Raw genomic sequence first — 4,127 nt, 5'->3', positions numbered from 1 at the left:
TCAATATACAGAATTTAATTTTCAAAAGTGTTCAATTTGAAATTGCAATTTTCGATTTTAATAAAAAAGAGAAAATCTTTTTTAGATTTTCTCAATTATGATTAACTAGCTATTAAAAATTTCCATAATGCATTATTGGTGTACCAGTTTTGCGGTTGAATTGCTCCTAGACAGGCTACAATAATATAAATTGCTAATGTTGAGATTATGAATGCAATGCCTAAGTTGACAATGTTGAATGGAAAGGTAGTTTTATGTTGTTTCATTGCGATGTGAATGGCGAAAGCCAACAGAACCAAACCTATAATAATTCCAAATTGATAATAAATGCTCATTTTCTCTCCTAAGTTACAGTTAAAAGTATACGTTAAAATCGGATTAAAGAGTGATTTTTATTTATCTAGCCTCTTTATTTTATCAAAATCAATGTTATATTAGAGAGGTAGAAAGAAGATTATGTACATATGTCTGTAGATATTTACAATGAAAAACTTGAACCATACGACGATGGTAAGCGTCATAAATTTAGTGGTACTTTTGATAGATTAAACGATCGCTTAGCTATTTTTAAGGATTTGCGTATTGCAGGTGCTGGTGGCAATCCAATTGTTAAGCAGTTAGCACTGCATTACTTGAAAACTTTCAAAGACCTTGATTTGAAGAGGGGCGATGTAGTTGAATTTGAAGGCATGGTTGAAAAAGATTCTAACAATGGCTTCACAATTGAACGCCCAACTCAAGCAGAAAAAATCAGATCAGCAGCTGCCGATGATGCTAAAGTTGACGTGGTTGGCGATGATTGGAATTGGTTTGAAAATTAGTTAACGGAAGTGACTTACGAGATGTAAGCCGCTTTTATTTTTGAAATTTAAGTCATAGCTAGAAATGTAGTAAAATTAAGCTTGTAAGGAGAATTAGATGCACTTTGATATCTTTAATCGAAAAACTGTCTCAACTGATAAAATGTTTTTCCAGACAACATTAAATCCTAAGCAAGCAATAATCATTGGCAATGGTGCTAAATTTCGACGTTGGGTTTTCTTTTCTACTAATTTTGCTACATTTTATGTAATCATTCTGTCAGCTATTAGTATTTTATTAATTAAGTCTAATGTTTCTGTACTAATTTGCTTACTATTAGCATTAGCAAATTTAGTAATTAATCGCTCAATACCTCGTTATTGGCAAACTTTCTTTGGCCCGAATGCTGAATATGGAAAAAATCATCGTCCAGCTATTTTGCCTATTTTATATATCATAACCTTGTTCGGTTGGCTTTGGAGCGTATCACATTTCGTAGGATCTTTAACTTTTATTACTGGTACATTTGTGCTAGTAGGTCTTGCAGGTAGTTTGTTATCGCTCTGGATATGGATGAATTTGAATACTGTTAGTTGTGTTCCAATCAGTGAATTACAATGGCGAAACAATGCCAAACGCAGGGGAATGTCTGATGAAGACATTGATAAGGTTATTGCTAGTTTAAAAAAGTGTAGAGCAATATATTTTAGTAAACACGATAAATAAAATTATAGACGAAAGATAGAATTTAATGACAGATTTTACACAATTTGAAAGTACAATTTTTTCATCAGACGATAATTTTGCCATTCGAAAAATTAAACATAATGTCATTTTGACGTATCGCACTCAAGATGATGAAAAAGAATATGAAAGCCTAAGTAAGAATACATATCGTGTATTTTTTGAAAATAATCTTGAAGTTAGTCGACTGTATCCACCTGATGAATTCAGTCACAATTGGCTAATCCAAATTTTAATGCCGCAACTTTCAATTGATTCGCTCAAATCTATGGCGATTGCCTTAACTACATTAGAAAGAATTGCGCAAAGTCAAGAAGGCATGCAATTATCTGAATATGTTAAAAATAGTGAGTTAGTAGAAATAAAGTCCTGGTTTGATCTGCGTAATAAGTTGCGAAAAATATCCAAAGCTTATAGCCTAATTAAGCAAAGTACTGATCAAACAACACAGTGGCTAGGAAGTGATGGACATCGTTATCGTGAAGTGATTTTAGCCAATAGTTTACGGCTTAATTATGGTCAAGATGAAGTTGTTCGTTTAATTCCAATTAAAAATAATTGGGTTATTCAGTTTGTTAAAACTGATTTCAGTGCAACTGATGGCGTAATTGATCAGCTTTTTGCGGCATTAACATTATTGACTCAATATGTAAAACAAATTTAAATCAGAGATGAAACATATTCTTTATGCCCTTAATGGGACTTTTTTCATGTTACTCGTTCCGGCTTTATTTGTATTAGCATTACGACAATTAAGCCATGAAGCTAACCAAAAATTGGTAAATACATTTGGTTTTAATAGTCAAATTATTGTTGGCGGATTAGGCATTATTGTTCATGAACTTAGTCATTTGATTATGGCTATAATTTTTGGTCATCATATTAATGCGGTTAGTTTATTGCGCATCCCTAGTAATACCAATGATATGTCACTTGGCTATGTTAAACATACTTGGTCTCCTACATCTACTTATCAAAAGGTGGGTAATGCTTTTATTGGCATTGCACCTGTATTAGGATGCACCTTGCTGATTTACATAATCATGCGTACATTGAATACACCTATTTCATTGGTTCAGAATCAGCTTACTACTCAGTTATTAAGTAATGGTAATGCACTTAACTGGAATTTCTTAACTCATAGTTGGATTTATATTTTTGAATTATTTCAGCTTAATTTTGATTCAATATGGCACTCAATTGTTGCTTTATTGCTAGTAATCAGTCTATGTTTTGGTGGATTCGATTTAAGCGAGGCTGATATAAGTAGTGGCAAATATGCTTTTTTAGGATTAATTGGTATAATCTTTATCATGCTTCTCTTAGTTTCTTTTCTAGGCTTTCACGCTGCATTATTACCGTTTTTAGTTAATATTACTGTCTGGATTTATTTGGTATTCATTATATCAATAGTGATTTTAGCAATAATTAATTTAATTATGTATATTTTAAATATTATTTTATAAAGGAGAAAATAATGGCAAAAGCGTTATTAGTTATCGACTATAGTAAAGACTTTGTAGCTGATGATGGAGCTCTTACTTGTGGCAAGCCTGCTCAAGCAATTGATCAACGTATTACAGAACTGTGTAAACAGTTTCTACAAAATAAAGATTGGGTGATTTTCCCGATGGACGCGCACTTAAAAAATGATCCATATCACCCTGAAACTAAATTATATCCACCGCATAATATTATTGGAACTGCTGGCCGTGAAGTATATGGTCAAACGGGTAAATGGTATTTAGAAAACAAAGATAATGATCATGTTTTATTAATGGATAAAAATCGTTATTCAGCTTTTCAAAATACTAATCTAGATAATTATTTACGTGAACGCCATATTCATGACCTGACACTAACTGGTGTTTGTACTGATATTTGTGTATTGCACACAGCGATTGCGGCATATAATTTAGACTATGAAATTACAATTCCACGTTCTGCTGTTGCTACTTTTACATCAAATGGCGATGAATGGGCAATGGCTCACTTTAAAAATGCATTAGGTGCGAATATTGCTGATTAATTTAATGGCCTGCATAATTTACTAAAGAGGTCAAAATGTATACAAATATTCGTAAGTTTAAAAAGGGCGGAAACTACCCGGAACAGCAAAATGGGCTACCACAAGCATTTTTTCATAATCCCAAGTATAAGAAGTTAAGCCCCGATGCATGATACCTATACATGATATTTACGATGAGAATGATTGATTCACAAACCAATGGATGGGTAGATGCTGACGGTAATATGTATATTATTTATTCTAATCAAGAGCTAAAGGATGACATGTATTGCAATTCTTATACGGTGAAACGACTAAAGAAAGAATTGGTTAATCATGATTTGTTACTCGAAGAAGATGCTCCTGCAGGACATGATGATAGGTTATATCCTTTAAGAATTAATGAAAACGAAAAATGATAAAAGACATTGGTAAATACGGCCAATGTCTTTTATTTAGTATTAGTAATTAATCATTAGTAAAGAAAATAACTAATGTATCCGCATCAGGATAAGGCTCGAGACTGTCAAGAAGTTTGTGTAAATAATCTCTCTCGTTGATTGACTTTTTTATT

General features: G+C 32.3%; 6 protein-coding genes. All 6 read left to right on the top strand.

Going from position 1 to position 4,127, the window contains the following annotated elements; genetic code table 11:
* The first annotated feature begins 464 nt into the window (after positions 1-464).
* The gene (locus CP352_RS10550) at positions 465-821 is read left to right on the top strand and encodes a hypothetical protein (RefSeq protein WP_005719668.1); all 357 of its coding nucleotides are present in this window, start codon (positions 465-467) and stop codon (positions 819-821) included.
* 97 nt (positions 822-918) lie between these two features.
* Positions 919-1,527 carry a hypothetical protein gene (locus CP352_RS10545; RefSeq protein ID WP_089151096.1) on the top strand — a complete coding sequence of 203 codons (609 nt, stop codon included), beginning with the start codon at positions 919-921 and terminating at the stop codon, positions 1,525-1,527.
* A gap of 25 nt (positions 1,528-1,552) precedes the next feature.
* The gene (locus CP352_RS10540) at positions 1,553-2,209 is read left to right on the top strand and encodes a hypothetical protein (protein WP_089151097.1); all 657 of its coding nucleotides are present in this window, start codon (positions 1,553-1,555) and stop codon (positions 2,207-2,209) included.
* Between the two features lie 46 nt (positions 2,210-2,255).
* Complete coding sequence (locus tag CP352_RS10535; RefSeq protein WP_089151098.1) at positions 2,256-3,011, top strand: hypothetical protein; 756 nt, start codon at positions 2,256-2,258, stop codon at positions 3,009-3,011.
* Between the two features lie 11 nt (positions 3,012-3,022).
* Positions 3,023-3,574, top strand: coding sequence for a cysteine hydrolase family protein (locus CP352_RS10530; protein WP_057727074.1), 552 nt, complete (start codon positions 3,023-3,025; stop codon positions 3,572-3,574).
* Positions 3,575-3,735: 161 nt separating this feature from the next.
* Positions 3,736-3,972: a replication initiator protein A gene (locus CP352_RS10525; protein ID WP_089143237.1), complete on the top strand. Its 237-nt coding sequence runs from the start codon at positions 3,736-3,738 to the stop codon at positions 3,970-3,972.
* Positions 3,973-4,127 lie beyond the last annotated feature (155 nt).

Origin of the sequence: Lactobacillus sp. UMNPBX1 (assembly GCF_002554085.1) — a bacterium.
GTDB classification, from domain to species: domain Bacteria; phylum Bacillota; class Bacilli; order Lactobacillales; family Lactobacillaceae; genus Lactobacillus; species Lactobacillus crispatus.
This window is presented reverse-complemented; position numbering and strand designations above follow the sequence as displayed.